20 protein-coding genes and 1 pseudogene are annotated in these 23932 nt (G+C 39.0%); 6 read left to right on the top strand and 15 right to left on the bottom strand.

The window, feature by feature from the left end; genetic code table 11:
• Positions 1–16: 16 nt before the first annotated feature.
• From J7E52_RS01020 to J7E52_RS00995, 6 genes are all read right to left on the bottom strand, one after another.
• Entirely contained in the window at positions 17–1081 is a 1065-nt protein-coding gene (locus J7E52_RS01020; protein ID WP_214743300.1) for an ABC transporter ATP-binding protein, read from the bottom strand.
• A 15-nt stretch (positions 1082–1096) separates the two neighbouring features.
• Positions 1097–1885: an ABC transporter permease gene (locus J7E52_RS01015; RefSeq protein WP_048687496.1), complete on the bottom strand. Its 789-nt coding sequence runs from the start codon at positions 1883–1885 to the stop codon at positions 1097–1099.
• Between the two features lie 6 nt (positions 1886–1891).
• Positions 1892–2716 (bottom strand): ABC transporter permease, encoded by an 825-nt coding sequence (locus J7E52_RS01010; protein WP_214743299.1) that lies wholly within the window; start codon positions 2714–2716, stop codon positions 1892–1894.
• A 24-nt stretch (positions 2717–2740) separates the two neighbouring features.
• Positions 2741–3670 carry a nucleoside hydrolase gene (locus J7E52_RS01005; RefSeq protein ID WP_214743298.1) on the bottom strand — a complete coding sequence of 310 codons (930 nt, stop codon included), beginning with the start codon at positions 3668–3670 and terminating at the stop codon, positions 2741–2743.
• A 21-nt stretch (positions 3671–3691) separates the two neighbouring features.
• Positions 3692–4729 carry an ABC transporter substrate-binding protein gene (locus tag J7E52_RS01000; RefSeq protein WP_214743555.1) on the bottom strand — a complete coding sequence of 346 codons (1038 nt, stop codon included), beginning with the start codon at positions 4727–4729 and terminating at the stop codon, positions 3692–3694.
• A gap of 192 nt (positions 4730–4921) precedes the next feature.
• Entirely contained in the window at positions 4922–5272 is a 351-nt protein-coding gene (locus tag J7E52_RS00995) for a DUF2294 domain-containing protein (RefSeq protein ID WP_095679093.1), read from the bottom strand.
• Positions 5273–5639: 367 nt separating this feature from the next.
• Here J7E52_RS00995 and J7E52_RS00990 point away from each other — a divergent pair, with 367 nt between their 5' ends.
• The 3 genes from J7E52_RS00990 to J7E52_RS00980 all read left to right on the top strand — a co-directional run bounded on the left by J7E52_RS00990 (position 5640) and on the right by J7E52_RS00980 (position 8888).
• Entirely contained in the window at positions 5640–7175 is a 1536-nt protein-coding gene (locus tag J7E52_RS00990; protein WP_214743297.1) for a maltose/glucose-specific PTS transporter subunit IIC, read from the top strand.
• A 31-nt stretch (positions 7176–7206) separates the two neighbouring features.
• Positions 7207–7899 carry an N-acetylmannosamine-6-phosphate 2-epimerase gene (locus J7E52_RS00985; protein WP_214743296.1) on the top strand — a complete coding sequence of 231 codons (693 nt, stop codon included), beginning with the start codon at positions 7207–7209 and terminating at the stop codon, positions 7897–7899.
• Positions 7900–8045: 146 nt separating this feature from the next.
• Positions 8046–8888, top strand: a complete 843-nt coding sequence (locus J7E52_RS00980) for a MurR/RpiR family transcriptional regulator (protein WP_214743295.1) — start codon at positions 8046–8048, stop codon at positions 8886–8888.
• A gap of 161 nt (positions 8889–9049) precedes the next feature.
• Here the strand turns inward: J7E52_RS00980 and J7E52_RS00975 are convergent, their stop codons facing one another.
• The 8 genes from J7E52_RS00975 to J7E52_RS00945 all read right to left on the bottom strand — a co-directional run bounded on the left by J7E52_RS00975 (position 9050) and on the right by J7E52_RS00945 (position 16643).
• Positions 9050–9499, bottom strand: a complete 450-nt coding sequence (locus tag J7E52_RS00975) for a YfmQ family protein (RefSeq protein WP_214743294.1) — start codon at positions 9497–9499, stop codon at positions 9050–9052.
• 244 nt (positions 9500–9743) lie between these two features.
• Complete coding sequence (locus tag J7E52_RS00970) at positions 9744–9938, bottom strand: hypothetical protein (protein ID WP_214743293.1); 195 nt, start codon at positions 9936–9938, stop codon at positions 9744–9746.
• Positions 9939–10616: 678 nt separating this feature from the next.
• Positions 10617–12047, bottom strand: a complete 1431-nt coding sequence (pdxR, locus tag J7E52_RS00965) for a MocR-like pyridoxine biosynthesis transcription factor PdxR (protein WP_214743292.1) — start codon at positions 12045–12047, stop codon at positions 10617–10619.
• 362 nt (positions 12048–12409) lie between these two features.
• On the bottom strand, positions 12410–13813 hold the full coding sequence (locus tag J7E52_RS00960) for a HAMP domain-containing sensor histidine kinase (RefSeq protein ID WP_214743291.1): 1404 nt from the start codon (positions 13811–13813) through the stop codon (positions 12410–12412).
• Positions 13798–14493: a response regulator transcription factor gene (locus J7E52_RS00955; protein ID WP_034313274.1), complete on the bottom strand. Its 696-nt coding sequence runs from the start codon at positions 14491–14493 to the stop codon at positions 13798–13800. The genes J7E52_RS00960 and J7E52_RS00955 overlap by 16 nt, the downstream gene beginning before the upstream one ends.
• Positions 14486–15130: a BsaG family lantibiotic immunity ABC transporter permease subunit gene (locus J7E52_RS27335; protein ID WP_396020228.1), complete on the bottom strand. Its 645-nt coding sequence runs from the start codon at positions 15128–15130 to the stop codon at positions 14486–14488. The genes J7E52_RS00955 and J7E52_RS27335 overlap by 8 nt, the downstream gene beginning before the upstream one ends.
• A 53-nt stretch (positions 15131–15183) precedes the next feature.
• Complete coding sequence (locus J7E52_RS00950) at positions 15184–15936, bottom strand: lantibiotic immunity ABC transporter MutE/EpiE family permease subunit (RefSeq protein ID WP_034313279.1); 753 nt, start codon at positions 15934–15936, stop codon at positions 15184–15186.
• Between the two features lie 2 nt (positions 15937–15938).
• The gene (locus tag J7E52_RS00945; protein ID WP_034313281.1) at positions 15939–16643 is read right to left on the bottom strand and encodes a lantibiotic protection ABC transporter ATP-binding subunit; all 705 of its coding nucleotides are present in this window, start codon (positions 16641–16643) and stop codon (positions 15939–15941) included.
• Between the two features lie 526 nt (positions 16644–17169).
• Here J7E52_RS00945 and J7E52_RS00940 point away from each other — a divergent pair.
• From J7E52_RS00940 to tnpB, 3 genes and pseudogenes are all read left to right on the top strand, one after another.
• On the top strand, positions 17170–17802 hold the full coding sequence (locus J7E52_RS00940) for a recombinase family protein (RefSeq protein WP_214743554.1): 633 nt from the start codon (positions 17170–17172) through the stop codon (positions 17800–17802).
• A gap of 102 nt (positions 17803–17904) precedes the next feature.
• Complete coding sequence (locus J7E52_RS00935; protein ID WP_396020227.1) at positions 17905–20940, top strand: Tn3 family transposase; 3036 nt, start codon at positions 17905–17907, stop codon at positions 20938–20940.
• A 66-nt stretch (positions 20941–21006) separates the two neighbouring features.
• Positions 21007–22173 (top strand): annotated as a pseudogene (gene tnpB, locus J7E52_RS00930) (IS200/IS605 family element RNA-guided endonuclease TnpB).
• Between the two features lie 189 nt (positions 22174–22362).
• On the opposite strand, the gene J7E52_RS00925 reads toward tnpB, so the two are convergent.
• Positions 22363–23931, bottom strand: a complete 1569-nt coding sequence (locus J7E52_RS00925; protein WP_214743290.1) for a SagB family peptide dehydrogenase — start codon at positions 23929–23931, stop codon at positions 22363–22365.
• Position 23932 lies beyond the last annotated feature (1 nt).

Raw genomic sequence — 23932 nt, 5'->3', positions numbered from 1 at the left:
AACTTACCCTCCTAAGCTAGTCAACAAGCACCATCTGGTTTCTCGGAATTTCAAGGATGATTTCCTGACCCGTCCGATAGGATTCCGCCATTTCCTTGTTCACAGTGAAATCCCCTATTGGAGTTTCAACGACATATTGATAGCTTCTTCCAAGATACGTACTTACCTTGACTCGGCCAGGTAAACTATTTTCCTGAACAGCTCCTGTGTTATCTTTTTCCCTGATCAACAGATCGTCCGGCCTGATGGCGCCTATTTTTCCCGTTGAATTGCTCATCTGCGGATCCTTGTACAGCACAAATGAGTATCCAGATTTGTTCAGTTCGATTTTACCGTCATGATCTGTCCGCTTATCGAAGTCAATGAAGTTCTTGAAGCCGATGAAGTCCGCGACAAATTTGGTTTCAGGATATTTGTAAATGGTCGCAGGGTCACTAAGCTGTTCGATGATCCCTTTATTCATGATCGCCACCTGGTCGGATATCGAAAAGCATTCTTCCTGGTCATGGGAAACATACACCGTTGTAATCCCCAGCTCTTGTTGGATACGGCGAATCTCGACTCTCATATTCACCCGTAAGTTGGCATCAAGATTACTCAATGGCTCGTCAAATAAGAGGATGTCCGGTTCAATCACCAGCGCCCTGGCAATCGCGACCCGCTGCTTTTGCCCTCCGGAAAGCTCTTGGGGATATCGTTTTTCAAAACCCTTCAAATTAACGATCTCAAGCACATTCATTACTTTTTTTTCGATTTCACTTTTAGCATTCTTTCTCAGACGGAGACCGAATGCGATATTATCGAATATCGACAAATGCGGAAATAATGCATAGTTTTGGAACACAAAGCCAAAGTTCCGCTTGTTGACGGGCACTTTCGTATAGTCCTTTTCCTTGAATAAAAACTTCCCTTCATTCGCCTGTAAAAACCCGGCAATTAAACGCAGGGTCGTCGTTTTCCCACAGCCGCTCGGGCCAAGAAGGGATACCAGTTTCCCTTTTTCAATCTCAAGATTGAAATCCTTTAATATATTCTGTTTGTTATATGCTACAGATATATCTTGTAAAGTGAATAAAGCCACCCATCATTACCTCCTTTATCGTTTTGTGAAATAAGACAATCCCATGAGCCGTTCTACTATAAACATGAAGAAAGCCGTTATGAACATGAGCAATACGGAAATGGCCGAAATGGTGGGATCGAAGTAGTTCTCCACATACGTCAGCATCTGAATCGGAAACGTACTTACCCCAGGGCCTGTCATATAAACTGAAATGTCTACATTATTGAAGGATTCCAAGAAGGCGATCATGACTGCCGCCAGAATTCCTGATTTTATATTCGGGAGGACGACTGTAAAGAATGTGCCCAATTTACTCGCTCCAAGACTCTCGGCCGCTTCTTCAATGGAAAAGTCAAAGTTTGATAAGCTTGAAGAAATCACACGGATGATGAAAGGCAGCATGATAACAGTATGTCCCACAAACAGGGCCGCATATATCGGAAGCTGATAAGTCCCCACAATGTAACGTAAAAACGCAAAGCCCAGCACAATTCCCGGTATTAATATCGGCGAAACGAAAAAGGCATTTATCACGCTTTTCCCTTTGAAATCAAACCGGCTTAATGCATAGGCAGCCGGCACTCCCAGTAACAGTGCCAAAAGGTTGCCACCCAGTGAAACAAGGATGGACGTTTTAAAAGCGACCAAAAACATGTCCACATTAAAAATATTTTCGTACCATCTAAAAGAAAACTCTTCTGGCGGGAACTTCAAAATATTTCCGCCTTCAAATGACGTAACGGATATGATAAGCAAAGGCCCTAGTAAAAAAAGGAACACCAGGAATGTAAACAGGGCCAATCCTCGATTTTTTTCCTGCATACACCTCTACCCCTTTGGATTTAATTTTTTTGCCAAACCATTCATGATCGATATGATCAGGACTGTCACGGCAATCATTATCGTAGCGACTATCGATGCCACTTGCCATTCGTTCAATGTAATCGCGTTTTGATAAAGAAAGGTCGAAATGACCCGCTGTTTCCCGCCTAATAAAGCAGGCGTAGTATAAGCCGTGAAGCTTCCTACGAAAACAAGGATGCTGCCAATGACCAAACCTGGAACCGAAAGCGGAATGATCACTTTTGAGAATACGGCCAATCTTGATGCTCCAAGGCTTTCCGCCGCTTTTAATAAGTCCATCTCGATGTTCTCCATCACACCCACCAGCGTCACGATGATCAATGGCAGGAATAAATGGACCAATCCGATGATGATGGCAGTGGGCGTGTACAATATATCAAGCGGCTTTTCAATCAAGCCCATGCCCATAAGCAATTTATTCACCACACCGTTTTTACCGATGATCACCATCCAGCTGAATGAGCGGACAACAGGGCTTGTTAATAGCGGGAAGATCGTCAGCAAAAGCATGATGGCTTTTTTTCGTTGTTTCAGTTTTGAAATATAATAAGCTGCTGGAAATCCCAATAGAATGCAAATGATTGTCGTGAACAGACTCACCCTAAGTGTCGTCAGCAGAATTTCAAAAAAGTATCGGTCTTGGAAAAATTCGAGATATCCTTGTATGGAAAAACCGCCGCCTTCATGAAAAAAGGTCGTGCCAATCGTCATTAGGATCGGAATGATCATGAAAATCGTTAAAAATAGAACGCCTGGTAACAGCAACAGGTATAGATAGCGTTTCTTCACCTCGGAACCCCCTGTTCGTATTATTTATGAATTGATTATGCGAATGAACAGGTCGAAAAACGCTTCCGCATCGACGTCCAGACAAACTTGCGCATTCGGCTGCTTCTTCAGCCTATTTTGGAAGTCGCAAACCATCTGTCCGTCACAAAGCTCGCTTTTTGTTTCAACATCCACATAATATTCTTCTCTGGTGACAAGATCTTCTTGCAAAGCAATGGCTACAGCTAATGGATCATGCATCGCACATGCCCATATGCCGTTACGTTCAAAATACCTTTTCCGATAATCTGATGTACTTTGCCTTATATAGTCAGCAAGTTCATGGTTTTGAATCAATTGGATAAGCTCTTCACCCAATAGAACCTTTCTCGTGACATCAAGACCCACTTGCGTGATCGATGTGAATCCCGCCTGTAATACGATTTTGGCTGCTTCAGGATCGACATACGTGTTATATTCAGAGGTTGGCGTGACATTGCCAACTCCTTGGACAACTCCGCCCATAAAAATGACTTCTTTAACGAGCTTGGTGATTTGCGGGCACTTTTTCACCGCCAATGCCAAATTCGTAAGAGGTCCCGTCATGACAAGCGTCACTTCACTAGGAAAATTCAAAATGGAATTGATGATGAAATCAGAAGCAAATCCATCATCAGGCTGCTTTTTGACCGGCACATCCTTCAAGGCTCCGCCAATCCCGTCTTCCCCATGGATCCGGTGTTCAAAAAAGGGGCTCCTGATAATTGGGCTATCTGCCCCCTTTATGACTGAAATGTCCTGTTCATTCAATAAATCCAATATTTTACATGTATTCAGTGTGGCCGTATCAAGTGATACATTCCCATTCACTGTAGTTACCGCCAATATGTCGAATTGGCGGCTTTTAACAGCAAGAATGATCCCGATCGCATCATCTATTCCAGTATCCACATCAAGAATCATTTTTTTCTTCATCAAGCACACCTCGTTTCTTTCTTAGTGTGTAAGCTCACGATTCCAGCGATCGATCCATTGTTTAGAGTTTTCATTCACAAACTTCATGTCCAATACACGCAGGCTGTCAATGACGTCATCTCCATATGTTAAGCCTTTCGCTTCCGTCTTGGAGAGCTTGACTTCCGTATTGACAGGGGAATCCACTTTCGCTTTCGCTGATTTTTCCTGAACTTCCTTGCTTAAGATGTAATTCATGAATTCGCCGGCCAATTCTTTTTGATCGCTGGCTTTAACAATATTCACCGTATTCATCACTGCATAGCCGCCTTCTTCAGGGGAAATGAACATAGCATTAGGAACGGCTTCCTGTAAATCGCCAAAATACATTTCCATGATTGGGCCTGCAGCGATCTCCCCTTGCGAGAACATGTTGACGAACTCTGATGTTTGCCCATATTCCTTAACTGCATTCGGCATGATCTTTTTCATTTGATCAAACGCTTTATCTTCATTGAATTCTTTACTTCCGCTAACTTTTGAAGCGGCATCCAAAAACATCGGTCCAGTTGTTGAAGTGATGGATGGGATCGTGATCTTCCCTGCCATATCCTTGCTCCAAAGATCTTTCCAAGAGGTGATCTGTTTACTCACTTCATCGGGATTATAAGCTATGCCAAATTGTGCAATCGTATAGGCAGGTCCAAAGTCCTCGCCATTCGGTGCTTTTGCTTTGTCGTATATATTATCAATATTCGGAATTTTGCTGTGGTCAACCTTCTCAAATAACCCTTCATCGATGCCCTGCTGTGCATAGTAGTCGGATAAATAGATAACATCCACATCACTATTAGCTTGGCGTACCTTGTTCAATCGATCTGCATTGTTTCCTGAATCAACGACAATCTCGACATTATGCTTCTTTTCAAATGGCTCATAGACTTCCGGACGGAAGAAATCATCGGCGAATCCCCAAGTGGAAACGACTAATTTGGCTGGTTTTTCCTTTCCATCCTCCTTAGAAGAGCATGCAGCTAAAACTAATGTGAAAAGCGATAACATCATCAATATTTTTTTCATCATTCAAACCTCCAATTTTATATTGTTTATAATTTCCTTTCTACATATTTAAATGTAAAAAAAAGACAATCTTAAATAGAATTGAAATTCTACCCAAGATTGTCTTTTCTTTGTAAACAAAGATAAACTTATCATTTGGTTATCTAGTGGCGTTCCCTCCAGATAAATCCGAAGGGAAATCCATTTATATGATTATATAATTTTTTCCTTTAATACAATATTGGTGAATGCCAGCTGCGTCGCTGAGTCATAATCCCTCAGGACGGCTTCAATATCCCAATTCGTTTGCGTTTCCAGCTTTTGTTTCAGTTTCTTTTTATAAAGCAGGGACATATGAAAGTCAACCTCCTGCTTCAGGCTGGGAACTTCCCCTTCTAAAGCTTCAGAGCGCGGGGCACGTCGATGTTTGGCCTGAAATGTAATCACATTCTGCTCAACAGTAACCTTCAGCAGCGTCGTACCAAAGCCGAACAATTCCTTCGATACCTCATTATACATATGAGAAAGCAATTTCTTTGTTTCGTTAGCGTTTATCGGTAAGATGACTATCACCTGCCAAACTATCGTTTGAGGTAATTATATATACTTTTTCTTGATTGCACAAGATAATATTCGGATTTTGGATAAAAAAAATGTTTTTTCTTATTAAATAGTACATTTACTCACCAATACACGAATTATAAAAATAAGCAATAAAGATTTCAATATATTCATATAACTTTTTATTCATTCCAGCACCTTCTATTAATGAAAACTTTTTCAGAGAAATAAGCACAAGATTGAAAACAGTTGATATAACCTTGCATCGCATTGAAAACGCTCTCAAATGGATTTAATATAGCTAGTATAGAGCGTAGAGCGATAAAAAATAAAGAGTATCAAAGGCTCGTTAAATAAGGGAGGAATCATTATGAAGAAAGCTTTCGAGAAAGCGCAGCAGTTCGGTAAATCTTTTATGCTCCCGATTGCCGTTTTGCCAGCGGCCGGTTTATTGCTGGGAATTGGCGGTGCTCTTTCCAATCCAAATACAGTTGAGGCCTATCCTTTTTTAGACTTTGCTTGGCTGCAGGCCATTTTCACGATCATGAGTTCTGCAGGAAGCATCGTATTCGGCAACTTGCCGGTCATTTTTGCCGTAGGTGTTGCAGTAGGATTGGCACGTTCGGATAAAGGGACCGCTGCACTGGCAGCCATGATCGGCTATTTCGTCATGAACAGTTCAATAAATGCACTGCTTCAAATAAACGGGGAACTTGCCAAAGAGAATTTGGCAGGTGCCGGACAGGGAATGGCGGTCGGGATCCAAACACTGGAGACCGGTGTGTTCGGCGGTATCGTAGTAGGGATCGTTGCCGCACTTTTGCACAATAAATATAATAAAATTCAGCTTCCGCAAGTGTTAGGGTTTTTCGGGGGTTCACGTTTCATTCCCATCATCGTTTCCTTCGCATCCATCTTGGTTGGAGCCGCGCTTTTTATCGTATGGCCTTATTTCCAGCTTTTCATAAACCAATTAGGTGCGCTGGTAACGAGCACAGGTACGATCGGGACTTTCTTTTACGGATTCATATTACGGATGCTCGGGCCGTTAGGGCTGCACCATATTTTCTACCTTCCCTTCTGGCAAACAGCTTTAGGCGGAACGATGGAGATTAAAGGGCAGATTGTAAGCGGGACCCAGAATATCTTCTTTGCGCAATTGGCCGATCCGACAACCGTCAAGTACTATGAGGGTGTTTCCCGGTTCATGTCCGGACGGTTCATCACGATGATGTTTGGTTTACCTGGCGCGGCACTGGCCATTTATCACTGCGCTAAACCTAAAAATAAGAAAGTCGTGGCCGGTTTGCTTCTTTCAGCAGCCTTAACATCTTTCTTGACAGGGATCACCGAACCGCTTGAATTCAGTTTCTTATTTGTCGCCCCGATCCTTTATGTTTTTCATGCCTTGTTTGACGGACTTGCCTTCATGATGGCAGATATATTCAATATAACGATCGGTCAAACCTTTTCTGGAGGATTTATTGATTTTACTTTATTCGGGATACTCCAGGGTATCAGTAAAACAAACTGGGTTTATGTACTGCTCGTCGGCATTCCATGGTTTTTCCTATACTACTTCACATTTAAATTCTTGATCAGGAAGAAGAATTTAAAAGTGGTTGGCCGTGAAGATGATGAACAGGTCCCTGTTACACAAGTAACGGCATCAGAGAGAACCCAGACCATCGTCAATGGATTAGGCGGACAGGAAAATATCGATATAGTCGATTGCTGTGCAACCCGTTTGCGTGTCACGGTAAAGGATGGATCATTGGTGAAAGAGGACGTCATTAAACAAACCGGTTCAAAAGGCGTCGTAAAAAAAGGAAATGGCATTCAAATAGTTTACGGTCCCCAAGTGACGATCATCAAAAATGAAGTGGAAGAATACTTGGGTCATTGAGAACATAGATAACGATAAGGACGTGTTAAACATGCAACAGGTGCTGGATAAAATTCACAAAGGCTTAATTGTATCATGTCAGGCATTGGAGAATGAGCCGCTCCACAGCTCTTTTATTATGGGACGCATGGCCATTGCTGCCAAAGAAGGCGGTGCAAAGTGCATTCGCGCAAACTCTGTAGCTGACATAATGGAAATCAAGAAGAATGTGGACCTTCCAGTCATAGGGATCATTAAACAGGTATATGGACAAAACGATGTCTATATCACTCCCACCATGGCCGAAATTGATGCATTGATGGAAACCAAAGCGGAAATCATTGCGACGGATGCTACATCCCGGGTAAGACCGGACGGTAAAACATTAAAGCAGTTTTATGGTGAAATAAGAGCAAAATATCCGGATGTTTTACTAATGGCGGATGTATCCACCATAGAGGAAGCCATATTCGCCGAACAATTAGGGTTCGATATTGTAGCGCCCACTTTATATGGCTATACGGACGAAACGCTCGGCCAGAAAATATATCAGGATGACTATGCTGTGCTCAAAGAGATAGTAAAAGCAGTCAAAAAAGCGAAAGTGATCGCTGAAGGAAATGTCATAACACCAGAAATCGCCCGCTCTGTATTGGATATGAATGTCCATGCTGTAGTGGTGGGCGGTGCCATTACCAGACCGCAGCAAATCACTAAAAGATTCGTGGATGCGATCCAAAAATAGTGAATGGCAAATAATAATGAAAAGACCCAGACTGGCAACAGTTTGGGTCTTTTTTACGATTCATGGTTCCTCAGGTTATTGACGTCCGTAATGGATACATTAAACTATGAATACATACATATAAGAAATTTGAAATGGGTGATCACATGGAATATCTAGCAGAAAACCTCATATATGGCATAGAGTGCAGCATGGACAAATTCACCAAAACAGAAGAAGAATTGGCCAATTATATTCTGCAGCGCCCTGAAGAAGTAAGTCAGTTAACCATTAGTCAAATAGCTAAAAAGCTTCATATTTCACCTGCAACCATTACGCGTTTCTGCCAGAAATTAGCCTTTTCCGGATTCAATGAGTTCAGGCATGAGTTGAAAAGGTTCGTGGACCTCCGAAATACACCGAAAAACATGAAGAACATCAAGCAGGTGGATTATTTCGCTAAACTGTATCAAGATCACTTAGGTATCATTGATAATACCTTTCATATAACCACATATGACGATATCCAGAAAGCGGTATCTTTCCTTACACAGGCAACTAAGATACATGTATATGGAATTGGGAGTTCAGGTATAGCGGCCCAGGAGTTCAAGTCCAAGTTTTTCCGTATCGGCTTAACTGTTGAAGCCATTACAGATCCCCATCAGTCAATGATGGATGCAGCTTTAAGTAACGAGAATAGCGTTGTCATTGGCATTTCCATTTCCGGAACTACGAAAGAAGTGATTTCTGCAGTTAAAATCGCAAAGAAACAAGGCTCACGCATCTTGGTCTTTACTGGAGATAAGAATTCCGAGCTCTCACACCTTGGCGATTTATCGCTATTGGTCACGAGCAAAAACAGCATGCATATGGGACAAAACATCTCTCCATTGCTTCCGCTACTATTACTTTTTGATTTAATATATACAGAGTTGGTTGCTAAAGATTATAAAAACAGGATAAGCATCAGGGAAAAGACTTTAAAGGTATTAACCGAGACCGACTGAGTTTTGGACGATTCGTTAAAATCAGCTTGTTTGTTTAGCTGAACCTGAACGAAAGTCATTTTCGTTATTCATCTTATAAAAAAAACTGCATCTCCAATTGGTTAGATGTTACTAACAATTGGGGTGCAGTTCACTTTAAATGACGTCTTTTTTTGTTCTTATTAAGCTAAATTCCTCATTACTGGCATGGAACGTTCTTGGAGGCTCTCGGAAAGAAGGCTATACGCAATTACTTTATGCTTGTATTGTTTGACTACATCCACGTGATCATTGTAAATGTACACATATAATCTAACATCGTTTTTTCCTCTTTTAGTATCAATTATTATTTGAGTCCCACTGTTCTCTGGGTGTAAAAACAATTTCTCGTTCCCTGGGAATATATGATTTTTTTTCAAAAACCTAGCTTCGTTAAAATAATTAATTACTTGAATTTTGTCTTCACCTTCCAAACGTTTTCCATCAAAGGTTACGATTGCATTCGCGTCACTGATTTCTGAATGTATTTTAAATTTACTCAGAATCCAATTCACTGCATCGGTTGGAAGACAGGTAACTAATAATTTAAGCAAACTTAAGATAATTGTCAAAATCAATACAGGCAATGTCATATTTGATCATCTCCGCTATAAATTTTTTATCAAATGTCAAAAGCTTCATTTGATTGTTCACTCAGCTTACAAAGGTAATTTTTTTAAGGTATCTATCAGAATCTTTCCGTTCATATTTTCGTCAAATTTGTGAATAAATTCACATTTTTCCATAAATAGAGTATGTCTTGTAAATCACTCGTACAAAACATGACCTTTATACAATTAAGCCTTTATTTTTATGCATTTTGATTCACGTGGTATGTTAGGCTAATTTTATTACGAAGTAGATGATGCACACAGTTAATACTAGGGCAAGACCAATATAAATATAACTAAGGTTGAACAAATTCCCTCTCGTTGCTGCAGAATAATCACTATCACTCTTCCCCGCTAACGAAAGGGTGCCAACCAAGGCAACTAAACTAATGGCTACTACTAATATTACACTTATTGTCATGATTCAACGCCTCCCCATACTATTATCTATTTACTTGAACCATTTCAAATTATTCCATCGTATATCGTAGTGTAACTACATAAAAAATCGTTCCTAATTTGCATATCAAAATTAAATTGTCCAGGTAGATCGCTTTTCGTAAATATATTAGAAAACCCTACTTCTCTATAATAAAAGAACAACCAATTTTAGGACCATCCAATCAAGTGAAATTTCCACCATCCACTTGCTGATATCTTTTTCTTAATATACATAGCAAAGTGCAAAGCGCCTCTGAAGGAACGGCTAAGTTACCAGGTCTTGTGCAACCCAGACCTAACTTGCTTCCACGAAAAAGACAAAAAAGGGGTTCGGAAAACGTAACTTTGATCAAATGATGTTCCTGAACTGACTCAAAACAACACCTTCAACACCTCGGGTATGGTTTCTATCTAAAGCTTATAAATAGTTGATTGGAGAGGAAGGTGCGAGACTCCTGCGGGAAAAGCGCGTCTAGGGGAGACCCCCCAGGAGGCTCCCGGACCGCCCGCGGAAAGCGAGTGCCTGCAGCGGAAATCAAAGTCTACATTGTACAATCCATAAAAAAACTGTAGACAAACTCGATTTTCATCGATTTTGTCTACAGTCTGGAATCATGGATTCATCATGATTCTCTCTTGTGAATATCAAAGCATATGTTTATAAACTTTTTACAGCCTCTGCAAACCTTTTGATGCCTTCGTGAATGGAATCCTCATTTTCCCTTGCAAAAGTAAAGCGTACATATTCCTTATTTGTACCTAATGTTGAACCGGGAACGTATATGACTCCCCTTTTGATGGATTCCTCCAGTAACTTTATTTCGTTCAATGGCACTTTCAGCTTACACCACAAATGAATTCCACCATTTGGCGAATAATACTCAACTTCTTTATGCAGGAATTTTTGAAGACTCGAAACTATTGCATCCCTTCTTTTTTCCAGTTGCCCCCTTAAGTAGGCAATATGGGCAGGAAAATACTCTGAATCCAAAAAATCATTTGCTATCCATTGAGTGAATGAGCCATGGCCGAAGTCAACCTGCTGCTTAGCATCAGACAGTCTCTCTATAACTGGTTTCGGTCCTATAATCCACCCAATCCTTAATCCGGAAGCAACAATTTTTGACAACGAGCTTATATATAAAACATTTCCGTTGTTGTCCATCGATTTAAGAGTGGAAATTTCTTCACCGGCAAAGGAAGTTAAACTATAAGGATCGTCTTCTATGATCGGTATTCCATATTCGGAGGAAAGTTCCAGAATCCGTTTGCGACGGTTGATATGAAGCACAGTTCCTGTAGGATTTTGAAATACAGGGTTCAAAAAAATCATCCTGATCCGATGTTTTTTATGGAGTTCAAGTAAATCCTCCGGGTTGATGCCATCTTTATCAACTGGTAAAGGAAGAATTCTTAGCCCCGCGGATTGAAAGATGGGAAGGTTGTAACTATATGATGGATCTTCCAAAACAACGGCATCTCCTGGCTTTAACAAGCATTGGACCACCAGATGTAGGGCTTGCTGTGCACCAGAAGTAATGAGTATGGAAGATGGATGCGTATCAATTCTCCTATAACGTTTAACATGATTGGTTATCGTTTCCCTCAAAACCGCATTGCCTTGAGGGTGATCATAACCCAAACTACCAATGAAGGACCTATTAGAAATGATTTCACGTAAGGATTGGACTGGAAATAAGTCTTCTGAAAGCTCCCCACTAGCAAAGTTAAAAAGGTTATGCCCTTCCGTCTCTTTACGTATTCTTTGGGTTACTGGCATATTGGGCAAAAAGGAACCCGCTTCGATATATCTATTCCAACTAGGTATACGTTTTCGTGTAATTCCCCAGATATCCTTGCTGATCATCGTTCCGCTACCTTTTATTCGTTCAACCAGTCCATTTGCTTCCAATTCATCATAAGCGGCAACAACTGTGCTTCTGTTAACTCCCAGTTCACTTGCCAAGAAGCGTTCGGACGGTAGCGGCTTATCCAATAAAAATGTTCCATCAGCAATGCCACTCTCGATGTAAGCAGCTATTTGTTTATATAAAGGCTTCTTGGATTTTCTGTCAGTTTTCCATTCCATAAGCTACATCCTTTAAAATGTTTAGTTAAAAGCGTACTAAATTATTAACTTTATATACTTATTCATTCCCAAAAGCAGTAAAACCTTTTATCATTTCCCTCCAGAAGACTCACTTTTCAAGCGTGTGAAGGGGGAGATGAATGGCGGTTGGCATAAGCCAAAGTAATCTTTTGGCAAACATACGTTCCCTGATTAATAATAACTATAAGGGGGTGAAACCAATGGTTGTAAAAACTTATAAATTTCGAATCTATCCAACGAAGGAACAACTAGGGTGTTTTTGCCCATCCCCTCGAAAAGGTGGATTAAGGGATTTTCCGAAAAACAAATCCCCGTTAAATAGAGAATGGGCGCTTCCTTATTCAAGAAAAGCGCAATTGTGGAATATCAAATTCAATACGTGTTCCCGACAACACTAAGGGATCTACGATCTCTATGCTTCCGTTTAATTCTTCAACAAGGTTTTTAACAATAAACAGACCTAATCCAGCGTTACCCAACGAATTGGACCTTGACCTATCTTCCCTAAAGTGTTTAGAAAACACCAAATCTCGATTTTCCCTTTTTACTCCCGATCCAGAATCCTCAACTGCAAAGTGAATATGATTGTTCTTTTCCTCGATAAAAAAACGGATTTCTCCATTTTCAGGTGTATATTGAATGGCATTTGCAAATAGATTCTCTAAGATTCGATTAACTTTTAAATAGGGGATTCTTAGGTCTTGATTTACTCTTAAATCATGCTTATATTGAATATTCTTCTTCTCTATTAAAGGAATAATGTCACTTTCTAAACCTTGGATTAATTCATTAATGGACATCACATTGTCAATCAAGGTTGGATCCTTTACATTACTTGCATGACCCATGCTTTTTAATATGTTATTTACCTTCGTGATATTTCTATTTATGATGTCTACCTGTGATTGCTGATTGGGTGTTAGCTCATCTACCTCATTCAGTATTTCCGTACTTAACGCAATGAGTGTCGCAGGCGTTTTTAAATCATGTGACAAACTTGACATCATGACTGCCCATTCTGAGTCTTTTCTCCAATTTTCATATAAAGACTTTTTTAATTCTCTTTGCATTTGCCCAAAAGACTGGGTTAATTGACCAATTTCATTATTGCTGTTGTAACTCAGACTGAATTCCAAGTCTTTTGTTCGAATCATGTTTGAGGCATTTAATAATTCTTCCAACGGTTCCTTTATGGATCGATAGAGCTTATTGATAAAGTATCTCGAAAATAATATAAAATAAACAATCGGTGAAACAAAAGATAAAGCTGTAAAACCAAAAATAATATAACGTGGGACTGTATTTCGACTTTTTATCTGATAAGAATAAACCCATATTTCCTTGATTTGATGATTTATAACCACAGGTTGCACTAAATGATAATAACCTTTATAAAAGTGGATTTGATTAAACATATCAATAACATTTTTCCCCTGAAATAAACCACTAAACTCACTGCCATCAATGAGTTTCCCACTAGGGCTATATTTGTTTAGGATGACATCGTTCTTTTCGAGATATCTTTTCATCTTATTGAACTCAGACGGCTTCATATATTTCGATGGATGATTCTTCATGATTTCGCTCTGTTTTTGAATCAGTTTTTCGTTATAATTTGCTGGTCTTTCAATGGTTCCAAAAATGACTAAAAGCGAAATAATGACTGTGATCACAGTCATTATAATGGTCCATAGTATACTCTTTGTATATAACCTTCTTATATCTTTAATTATCGATTGTTCCATTGGTACCCAATTCCCCAAACGGTTTGAAGGTGATTGTCAGGAAAACCTGCAGAGGACAATTTACTCCGGACATTTTTAATGTGCTCCACTACAGAATTTGCATCGCCCTGTCCATCAATCCCACTAATGCTTTCGTATATTTGATCTTTGGTGAAAATTTGTTTCGGTGACGAAAGTAATAATACGAGCAAGTCAAATTCCTTTTTCGTAAATGGTATAACCTGTTTGTTATACATCATTTCTCGTGATGAAATATCAACAAGTAAGTCATCAATGATCATTCTTTGCCTCTTATTTTCTTCATAATTTTGCAAAAGGCGTTCCTTCATTTTAAATAAAGCTTCAATTTTATACATTAATTCCTTTAGAGAAAAGGGTTTTGATATAAAGTCATCTCCACCCAAAGAAAAAGCTTTCATCTTATTCATGTCATTTGAAGCAGCACTAATAAATATTATTGGACAAGCCACTTGACTACGAATTTTCTTGCACACTTGCAAACCATCCATTCCCGGCATCATGATATCTAGCAAAATTAAATCTATATTTTGTTTTGCCCTGTCAACTGCTTCAATGCCATCCTTTGCTTCTAAAACTTCATAGCCCTTTGAATTTAAATGAAGAGAAAGTATTTTCCGCATATCTTCCTCATCTTCTGCAATCAATATACGTTTATTCATTAATTGTTCTTCCTTCCCATTTATTAAACCAAAGCATAAACGCTCCTAATAAAATGGCATTGACAATAACATATAGGCTAGCCACAATAGATGTTACTTCATAATGATTCGTCGTCAACCAATATAAATATCTTGTCCCGTATAAAAGAGGGATGTACTGCCATATAGAATCGCCTAAACTGTTCGCACCAAAATAGATAAGAAATATACTAAAAAAGACGCCTATACCGAGACAAACATTTGTATTTATTTTTAATGCAATAAACCATAAGATAAGGACCACAGTCAATGAAAAAATAGTGGTTAAAATGAAGTATAACAATATGTTACCTAGAAATCGATTGCCTATAAGTAACCATAGTGGAACGCAACTAATTAAAGCACTTCCCATAATAGATACGACACTAATGAGAATTAGATCCATACTCCACTTTTTCCTATCCGACAATTGTAGTAAATGATTAAAATGCCCTATCTGTTCCTCGTATTTAATATATAGACTTATCATTAATGAGATTCCAAATGGTATGGCGCAATTAAAGTAGACTGTGTAGCCGTGGAATATGCTTGCTGAGTTATCATACCTCTTTAGATATAAAAATGCACAAATATCATATAGAATTGGAGCCAGCGCCATTATAAGAAACCAATAAGATTTCGCCATTTTATATAACATTACTTTATAATAACTCATACAGATCTTTTCCTTTTAAAGAGCAATATTGAGAACCAAGATAAAACGACAAAATAAATAATGCTAACAATCATGGCGATGGCTAAGGTATAAAAATCTGGTACTAGATCGAAATTTTCCATTGGTGTCCCGTTGGGATGGATCCCCATTGTCTCTGCAGGAACCCTTAACATACTTCCCCATGGAAGAATCCAGAAGTAAGACTTTAAAGCAATAAACACAGATCCAATTGAACCAACAAGACTTATTAAAGTTGTTATAATGGCACCGACATACTGACCTAATGTTAAAGAAAAAGGTATTAATGGTAATGAGGCAATCGTTATTAATGCTGTCGCAAAAATTATTTGCGGTATAATCGGCAATTCCTTGTTAATCAGTAACGAACCCACTATAGCCACTATGATCACTAATACCGATGAAATACATTGATAAATCACCATTGAAATAATTTTTGAAAACAACAGTTTGGGTAAAGGTATATTATTCGATAATGCGCCTTTATAATTGCCACTTCTTTTTTCTAAATTGATATTAATACCACACGCCATAGCCAACCCTATTGGTAAAAAGAATACGGGCCAAAGATTATAAATAATTGTCAAAAATATATTTGTGTTCGGCTGTTGTTCAGCATAAATACTTGAAAAGACAGCAAAAAGCAAAAAGAGGACTGGCATCGCTAATAATAAATTCTTAGATAAAGATGATTTCATTTTCAGCAATTCAGCTTTAATAAAAGTAGTCATGCTTATACATCCTTTCTATTACCAGACGTGATTTTAAAGAATAATTCCTCAAGGTTTTCTCTAGGATCGATTTTATTTTCATATTCTAGTTTTCCATTATGAATAATGCCGATAGTATCCGATAATATCTGAATCTCATTCAAGATATGACTAGAAATCATGGTTGTGATGCCTTCACTCTTTAAATCATTCAACAGTTGCCTTAATTCCCTTATGCCTGCTGGATCTAATCCATTCGCCGGTTCATCCAACACCAAAAACTTGGGTCTCTTTATTAATGCCATAGCAATTCCTAATCTTTGTTTCATTCCCAATGAAAATTCCTTTGACTTTTTCTTTCCTGTATTGGTTAGGTTCACCTTATTTAACACCTGATTAATTTCTTCAAAAGGGATGCTTTCCTGCAAACAAAAAAGTTTCAAATTATCATAAGCACTTAAGTTTCCATAAATTGCAGGACCTTCTATCAAAGATCCTATTTTTTTTAAATCACTCCTTTTCCATTGATCCCCTTCAAACATGATCTCCCCTTTTGTTTTGTTGAAGATACCACAAATAATTTTCATTAACGTTGATTTACCGGCTCCATTTAATCCTAAAAGACCATATATTTCTCCATAACCTACGTGCAAATTTATATCCGATAAGGCTGTTTCATTTGTGAATTTTTTTTCTAAATGTCTCGTCGTTAATATATAATTTGTCATTATTATCAAGCTCCTTCTTTATCTTTTCTTAGGTAATTATAAAAAACAAAAATAAGGAAACTATAAGGAATTTGTTTTTTACCAATGTTTTATTGCATAAAGGAATTCGTAAAGAAGGTCATGACTTAATTGAGTCATGACCTTCCCCAATCCTCCCCTATTTCTACCCCAAAACAAAAAGTTACCTCCTCATCCGACTCCTCGACACAACCCATCAGTTTTAGAAATCTAAAACTGCCTGACCTTTACTGAAAATGTGTGACCTCATTTCATTTAAGCTAGGAACATTTCGCACCCGTTAAATGGCCTGTTTGCGGAACAACTTTATTGCTATTCAACACTCAATTCTTAGGATCTTTTTTCGTTTATAAAGGTGTACCTTTAAAATCCGTATGATAAAGTCTAATTCATGCGTTTGAAAATGTATGAAAATCATTTTACAAACGTTTATTAAATTCAATATACCTTTGGAAACGAAATAAAGTAAAATAGTAGATGAAAATAAATCTTCTGGAGGAAGTTCATGGTGAAGATCGGTTATGTTCGTGTTTCATCTACAGATCAGAATGAAGAACGTCAAATCAAAAAAATGTTTGCTCTAGGCATCGAGGTACGAATGATCTTTGTTGATAAACAAAGTGGAAAAGATTTCAATCGCCCCAGCTACCAGACGATGAAGCGTATCCTGCGAAAAGGGGATCTTCTTTATCTGGATGCTCTAGATCGCTTAGGGAGGGATTACGAGGGGATTATCCATGAATGGAAACACATTACAAGAAACATTCAAGCAGATATTGTAGTGTTGGAAAACGAAACGTTGTTTGATAGTCGAAAATATAGGGAGATGGGCGATATTGGCAAACTGATGGAAGATCAGTTTCTAAGTCTGCTGTCTTATGTGGCTGAACAAGAGCGAAAGAAAATTAAACAACGCCAAGCCGAAGGCATAGCGCTGGCCAAATCTCAAGGTAGGCATTTAGGACGACCTAAGCTCAATTTACAGACACTTTCCCATGAACAGCGCCAACTATTAAACTCTCACTATCCGAAATGGAAAAACAAAGATATCACAGGTGTAGAATTCATGAAGTTACTTAGGCTGAAAAAGAACTCATTTTATAAGGTAATCAGGGAATTTGAGATTGGAATGCTCCCTTGATTTTTGAAGCTCCTTATTTTATTGGGGAATTTTTCAGATGTAGTTCATTCCCTGAATTGCTCACATCCCCATATGGAAAGGGTAAATGAATATGGAAAAAATATAACTAGCCAAAAACGGTTGAAGATTCTTAGTGAGGATGAAATAAAGATTATTTATGATCGACCAAGCTTCACATACGAAGATCGCTGTTCTTATTTTTCTCTCTCACAGCCAGAGAAAGAGTTGCTACACACATTGCGTTCTATAAAATCTAAGGCTTATTTCGTTCTACAACTTGGCTATTTCAAAGCTAAACAACTATTTTTAACATTTGACTTCCATGAGGTAGAAGAGGATCTTCAGCATGTTCTAAAGGAACATTTCAACAATAGTAAGATTGATGACTTGAGTTCAATTGATAAGTTTACTAGGTTAAAACAACAACAATTGATTCTTAAATTATTTAACTACCGTAGTTGCGGTGCCGAAGAACGGCGTAAGATGGAGGAAAAAGCTCAAAAAGCTGCAGCGTTTTGTGGTAAGCCCATTTATATCTTTCGAGAACTCATGAATTATTTGTCTGAAAACTGTATTGTTGTTCCCGGCTATAGTTTTATACAAGATATGATAGGACAGGCAATAATCCATGAGCAAAACCGATTAATCACATTGATGCAGGATTATCTTAAACAGACTGATATTGAATCCTTAGATCGATTACTTGAAGACTCTTCAGGGCTGTATGAAATTACACTACTGAAACACGAACCGAAAGACTTTAGAGCCACTGAAATAAAGCTTGAAATGAATCGTGGTAAACAAATACAGCATTTGTATCACCTTGCTCAAGAACTGTTACCAATGTTAGGTATTTCTAACGAAAGCATCAAGTACTATGCTTCATTAGTCAGTTACTACTCTGTCTACAAGCTCAAACGTCTAAATGTGTGGATTGTTTATGTTTATTTATTATGTTTTGTATCCCATCGTTATCAACGGATGCATGACAATCTGATCAACACCTTCATTTATAGCGTAAGAGGTTATACAGATGAAGCTAAATTAGCAGCGAAAGAACGAGTTTATGAGTGCTATACAGAGAGTAATCAAGACATGAAAAAAGCAGGGGAACTTCTCAAAATATTCACTGATGATCATATTCCTGCCGATACTCCCTTTAAGGATATTCAAGGTCGTGCATTTACTATTCTGGAACGTCAAAAACTGGAATCCATAGCGAATCAGATCACTACAAATATAAAATATGATGAAACTGCCTTCCAATGGGAACAGATTGATCAGCAAGCACGCCGATTTAAACGTTATTTAAGACCCATATTTTTGCAGGTTGATTTCGCAGCTCCTTCACCTAATGATCCATTAATTAAAGCAGTTAATTTTATGAAGACGGCTTTTAATAAGAATAAAGCGCTAGGACAATACCGTTCAGCACACTTACCAGATGGTTTCATACCCGATGGTGTGAAGCGTTATATCTATGAACAAAAAACAATTTTAGCTGATCGCTATGAATTTTTAGTCTATCGCCTTCTGCGCAACCGTTTGGAAGCAGGTGATATTTTTTGTCGTGACAGTATCCGATTTCGAAGTTTTGAGGATGATCTGATCAATGATTGTCAATGGCAACAGAAAGAAACGTTAATCGCTGATACTGGTCTGATGATTTTCACTCAACCCATTCATAGTCATTTAGTGGAGCTTGAGAGAAAATTAGAAGAACGAATTAATGAGGTTAACCGAAGCATTTCATCAGGGGAAAATGAACATCTTCAAATCAAAAAACGGGGTTCACATACCCGATGGACATTACCTTATACTCGGGATACAGAGTCCATTAATCACTCATTCTATGATACATTAAGGCAAATAGACATTAGAAGTGTCTTGCATTTTGTTCAACAACACTGTCAATTTCTTGACTCATTTGAGCACATTCTGGGGCGTTATGCCAAACAGAATAAAGACAATCGAATTCTTGTTGCCTGTCTGATCGCTTGGGGAACCAACATGGGCTTAGGTAGAATGGGAGAAATTTCAGATATTAGCTATCCGTTACTGGCTGCCACATCTGATAACTTTATTCGTCTGGAGACTTTAAAAGAAGCGAATGATTTTATCAGTAATGCCATAGCCAAACTCCCAATTTTTAAACATTATGACATTGGTGAGACGATTCATTCTAGTAGTGACGGGCAGAAAATTGAGACCCGAATCAATACCATTAATTCTCGTCATTCACCTAAATACTTTGGTTTTGGTAAAGAAATTGTTTCCTACACAATGGTAGCTAACCATATCCCTGTTAATGCTCGAATTATTGGGGCCAATGAGCATGAAAGTCATTATGTGTTTGATATTCTATTCAACAACACAACGGATATTCAGCCTGATATGCATTCCACGGATACACACGGAACCAATGAGGTTAATTTTGCTATTCTTCACTTTTTTGGTTATCAGTTTGCGCCTCGCTACAAGGATATTCACGATAAAGTTAACAAATCTCTTTACGGATTTAAACATCCAAGCCAATATGGAGATAAACTGATCAAGCCAGTTCGAAAGATTAATACGAATCTCATTATAGAAGAATGGGAAAATATTCAACGAATTATGCTATCCCTTGCAGTTAAAACAACCACACAGAGCATTATAATTGGTAAGCTGAGTGCTTATGCACGGAAGAACAAAACCAAACGTGCTTTATGGGAGTACGATAACATCATAAGGAGTCTATATTTTCTGAATTACATTGATTCCAACCCTTTACGTCGCAATGTGCAAAAGGCATTAAATCGGGGGGAAAGTTATCATAAATTACGCAAAGCAGTATCCTTTGCTAATTTTGGAAAGTTACGTTTTAAAAATGAAAATGATCAACATGTCTGGGGCGAATGCATTCGCTTACTCTCTAATTGCATTATTTATTACAATGCTAGTATTTTATCTAATTTGTTGGCTTACAGAGAAAAAAAGGGGCTAGATTCAGATGTTATGAAACAAATATCTCCAGTTGCATGGCAACATATTAACTTCTATGGAAGATACGAGTTTAATATACAACAAGAGTCTGTTGACATGGATGCAATCATTCAAGAATTAGCTCAATTAAACGTAATATCAGAAACAGAGTAAGCACTGTTTAAGGAGTACTTCCCTAATCTTTCAGTGAAGTACTCCTTATTCCACCTTTTCGGGGGGATGGGCAAGAACACCCAACTAGTTCTCATCAATAAAACGATCGGCTGCTCCCGTTTTGTCTATAACTTCTTTTTATGCAAACAAAAGGAGAAAGATGCCTACTGATATATCTGTGAAGAAATGAAGCAAAACGGCCAATTCCCCTCTAATGAATGGAAAGGTTCTTTTCTGAATAAATACGCAACAATCAAAGAACTTCCAGCTTTAAAGAACGAGTATTCTTTCCTGAAAGAAGTAGACAGTATTGCCTTACAGAAATCGGTGGAAAATCTAGCAGATTCCTATAGTCGATATTATAAAAAGCAAAACAAGTCAACACGCTTCAAATCGAAAAAGAATCCGGTCCAGTCCTACACGACTAAACATACGAATGGAAATATCGAAATGATTGGAAACAAAATCAAATTGACCAAACTCGGTTTCGTTCGTTTTGCTAAAAGCCGGCAAGTCGAAGGGCGAATCATCAATGCCACAATCAGGCGTAACCCTTTGGGTAAATATTCCATTTCCGTTTTAGCGGAAACCAATGTACCAGTACTTCCTAAAACGAATCGTTCGTGCGGTGTAGATCTTGGTTTGAAGAACTTTGCGATTCTTTCAGATGGTACGGTCTATTAAAACCCAAAATTCTTCCGGACGGTCGAAAAGAAATTGGCCAAAGCACAACGAATTCTTTCAAGGCGACAAGAAATAGCCTTGATTCAAAAGAAACCATTGGCTGAAGCCAAAAACTATCAAAAACAAAAACGAAAAGTGGCCATCCTACACGAAAAAATTTCAAATGCCCGAATGGATTACTTACATAAAGTCTCTACCGAAATCATTAAAAACCACGATGTTATTGGAATGGAAGACTTGCAAGTGTCGAATATGATGAAAAATTACAAACTAGCTAAAGCGATTAGTGAAGTATCTTGGTACCAATTCAAAAAAATGTTGGAATACAAAGCAAAATGGTATGGTAAACAAATCGTGACCGTATCTAAAACGTTTGCTTCTAGCCTATTGTGTTCTAACTGCGGGTACCAAAATAAAGGCGTTAAACATCTGAATCTTCGTGAATGGGATTGTCCTTCTTGTTCTACTCACCACGATCGAGATATTAACGCAGGACTCAATCTAATGAATGAAGCCATAAGGATTCTAACCGTAGGAACTACGGGATAGCCTAATTAAAAATTGGCCGATAGGCTAATGTTCTTAGGAATCCCCCACTTCAATCAGAGTGTAAGGTCGATAAGTGGGGGGAGTTCAATTCAGTATAATCTTCAGCCGAGATTATTGCACTCTGCCGTACTTCAAAATAAAAACGAAAGCCTCCATTCTTAATTGAAATGGAGGCCGTTTTTATCTTCTTCAACTATGCAGGCTACCCTTCAGCCAAGGGCGATTCCGATAGTGCCCGATCGGGATTTGGATCAGGCTCGTTTTCCTTTGCGGACCGCCTATCCTGTAAAGTTCATCACACATATTCACATCAAAGCCGAGCAGCGGGTGCCCGTTCATTCCGAGGGCTGACGAAGCTAACAGTAATTTCTGAACGAGCATCCCCGCCTCCATTTGCTGGATGCGGTATCCTCTATATCCAAGTTGCGTTTTGGAATGGTCCCGCTCACCAACTACATGGATGCAGATCGGCACTTGCTGAAAATTCATGATATCGAGGGACATTCCGTATTGCAATCGGAGGCGATGATCTCCTGATTGTATCTGTCGTAATGAATGTGTCGTGCTGTCATAATGGTATGCACCATCTTGAATGTCTTCCACATTATACAAACAAGCATATAAGGAAACGCGATGTTCGTTGTTCTCGTTTGTTCCATCCAAGTCATTTCGATAGGAGAACGATTCGGTCGCCTCCTGCAGGAGAGCCGCCAGTTGCGATTGACTGACTTTCCCGAGTACGAAGTCCATTTCAGGTGAAAATCGCTTTCGGCAAACTGATGCCAAGTCATAGGACAACCGCTTCACGATAGGAAGGGCTACCATATGTCCCTCGGATTCCGCCCCATTTTTTGGAGTGATCCGCCGAAATGATTGGGTGGATTCGATCATGGATGCTTCATTCATTTTAGTTAGCATCGGAAATTCCCTGATCCTCTGCGACCGAACATAGTGTTTAGGCTGAATATCCGTCAATTCCAGCAATAATTCCGTCGAGGTGACAGTTCGGTCCATACTCCTTTCTTCTCTAAATCTAAAAGAAGGTTCTGCCGATAAGGGGATCACCGCATACGTGCTCTCTTCCTCTTCCGAAAGCCCAAGCAGATGATTGATGGCCCGATCAAGGAATTGGAAGCACACCCCGGCTGCGATTCCAAACCGTTTCGCCACTTCGAGCAACTGTCCAAGAAGCACGCCCGCATCCAGACCTTGCAGACGGTATGAAAAATTATTATATTTATAGAAGTTTTTCCAAAACATCGTCGATACAAAAACTGTACCAAAGCATGCGGACATATCAAAGGTTTCACCAAGAGCCTTTGTTAAATAGGAATCGAAATTCCCTTCCCGCAGCAAAACCAAACGGTGGTGTGCTGCATCATAATGGTATACGCCAGCAGGTAATCCCTCCATCTTCAAGTATACGTACAATTCGCTTGGATACAAAGCTCCCCCAGATGGCGGAAAACGCCGGAATGACTGCATGAGGTCCTCAGATTCCGAGGATCCCGGTACCTGACTGACTTGGGTCAGGCCATATGCATACCAGAGGAAATGACCGATTCCTTCGAGGTCCTGCTTTGAAGGCCCGCTGACCCCCTCAAGCGTCAGCGGCACCTCGAGTGATAACGGAAAAACAGGCAAGTCACGGTAAAGCTTATACGTTAGCGGTGCATCATTCCAATCCACTTCCCAATCCGGCGGACTTGCCTTTTCGATATCAAAATGCAAATTGTGCAAAAATGCCTCTAGACTCATC

The sequence above is a fragment of the Bacillus sp. ISL-34 genome (genome assembly GCF_018613325.1).
Taxonomy (GTDB): Bacteria; Bacillota; Bacilli; order Bacillales; family DSM-1321; genus Peribacillus.
The sequence above is the reverse complement of the archived record's forward strand: the minus strand, read 5'-3'. Positions and strand labels throughout refer to the sequence as shown.

Bases quoted from the DNA above. Each gene is read 5' to 3' on its own strand.
- J7E52_RS00945 (WP_034313281.1), bottom strand. From the start codon at position 16,643: ATGACAAATTATATATTAACGACGAGACATTTAGAAAAAAAATTCACA.
- J7E52_RS00985 (WP_214743296.1), top strand. From the start codon at position 7,207: ATGCAACAGGTGCTGGATAAAATTCACAAAGGCTTAATTGTATCATGT.
- J7E52_RS00980 (WP_214743295.1), top strand. From the start codon at position 8,046: ATGGAATATCTAGCAGAAAACCTCATATATGGCATAGAGTGCAGCATG.
- J7E52_RS00990 (WP_214743297.1), top strand. From the start codon at position 5,640: ATGAAGAAAGCTTTCGAGAAAGCGCAGCAGTTCGGTAAATCTTTTATG.
- J7E52_RS01005 (WP_214743298.1), bottom strand. From the start codon at position 3,670: ATGAAGAAAAAAATGATTCTTGATGTGGATACTGGAATAGATGATGCG.
- J7E52_RS00950 (WP_034313279.1), bottom strand. From the start codon at position 15,936: ATGACTACTTTTATTAAAGCTGAATTGCTGAAAATGAAATCATCTTTA.
- J7E52_RS00970 (WP_214743293.1), bottom strand. From the start codon at position 9,938: ATGACAATAAGTGTAATATTAGTAGTAGCCATTAGTTTAGTTGCCTTG.
- J7E52_RS00925 (WP_214743290.1), bottom strand. From the start codon at position 23,931: ATGAGTCTAGAGGCATTTTTGCACAATTTGCATTTTGATATCGAAAAG.
- pdxR (WP_214743292.1), bottom strand. From the start codon at position 12,047: ATGGAATGGAAAACTGACAGAAAATCCAAGAAGCCTTTATATAAACAA.
- J7E52_RS27335 (WP_396020228.1), bottom strand. From the start codon at position 15,130: ATGGCGCTGGCTCCAATTCTATATGATATTTGTGCATTTTTATATCTA.
- J7E52_RS00955 (WP_034313274.1), bottom strand. From the start codon at position 14,493: ATGAATAAACGTATATTGATTGCAGAAGATGAGGAAGATATGCGGAAA.
- J7E52_RS00975 (WP_214743294.1), bottom strand. From the start codon at position 9,499: ATGACATTGCCTGTATTGATTTTGACAATTATCTTAAGTTTGCTTAAA.
- J7E52_RS01000 (WP_214743555.1), bottom strand. From the start codon at position 4,729: ATGAAAAAAATATTGATGATGTTATCGCTTTTCACATTAGTTTTAGCT.
- J7E52_RS01015 (WP_048687496.1), bottom strand. From the start codon at position 1,885: ATGCAGGAAAAAAATCGAGGATTGGCCCTGTTTACATTCCTGGTGTTC.
- J7E52_RS00960 (WP_214743291.1), bottom strand. From the start codon at position 13,813: ATGGAACAATCGATAATTAAAGATATAAGAAGGTTATATACAAAGAGT.